This window comes from Pseudomonas sp. JV245A (genome assembly GCF_032424515.1).
In the GTDB taxonomy this organism is placed as follows: Bacteria; Pseudomonadota; Gammaproteobacteria; order Pseudomonadales; family Pseudomonadaceae; genus Aquipseudomonas; species Aquipseudomonas protegens.
In genome coordinates, this window is record NZ_VYKE01000459.1 from 1 (window position 1) to 784 (window position 784).

Annotated in this window: 1 protein-coding gene; it reads right to left on the reverse strand. The window is 67.2% G+C overall.

Going from position 1 to position 784, the window contains the following annotated elements; translation table 11 throughout:
- Positions 1-36 precede the first annotated feature (36 nt).
- A partial coding sequence (locus F6S12_RS32425) for a D-2-hydroxyacid dehydrogenase (protein ID WP_315869945.1) occupies positions 37-784 on the reverse strand: 748 nt, incomplete at its 5' end.

Below are 784 nucleotides of genomic sequence, written 5' to 3' on the forward strand. Positions count from 1 at the left end.
TTCGCGAGCAAGCTCGCTCCTGCGATCAGGCACGTTTCAATAGCCCCGGGCGAAATCCACTTCGCCGCGCAGGGCCTGCCCAGCCTGATAAGCCCGCAGGTTGTCGACGAACAACTGCACCATCAATTCCGGCGAGGTCGGCGCCGAACTGTGGCCCGTCAGCAGCAAGCCCCAGGCGGTCCAGAACGGATGCCGTTGCGGCAAGGGCTCCTGGCGGCAGACATCGATCACCGCCCCCGCCAGATGCCCATCCTTGAGGGCCTGCACCAGGTCCGCATCGACCACCGCCACGCCCCGGCCAACATTGATGAACAACCCCGTGGGCTTGAACTGCTTGAACAGCGCCGCGTCGTACAGGTCGTGAGTGCTCGGGGTGTTGGGCAGCAGGTTGACCACGTAGTCCACCTCCCCCACCAGGCGCCCCAGGTCTTGCAGGCCGGCCACTTCGATAAAGGGCGCCTGCTCCCGGGGCTGGCTGGCGATGCCGTACAGCTTCACGCCAAACGGCAGGAGGAACTGCGCCACGCTCTGGCCGATGTCGCCGGTGCCGACGATCAGCACCTTGCGCCCCACCAGGCTCTGGCCCAGGCGGTTGTCCCACTTGCGCTCGACCTGGCTCACCAGGCGCGCCAGCACCTCGCGCTCATGGCCCAGGATGTAGGTCAGCACGTACTCGGCCATCACCTGGCCGAAGATGCCCACGGCCCGGGTCAGGCGGTAGTGCCGCGGCAGGCCGTCGGCCAGCAGCGGGGTAATGCCGGCCCAGGTGGATTGCAGCCACTGG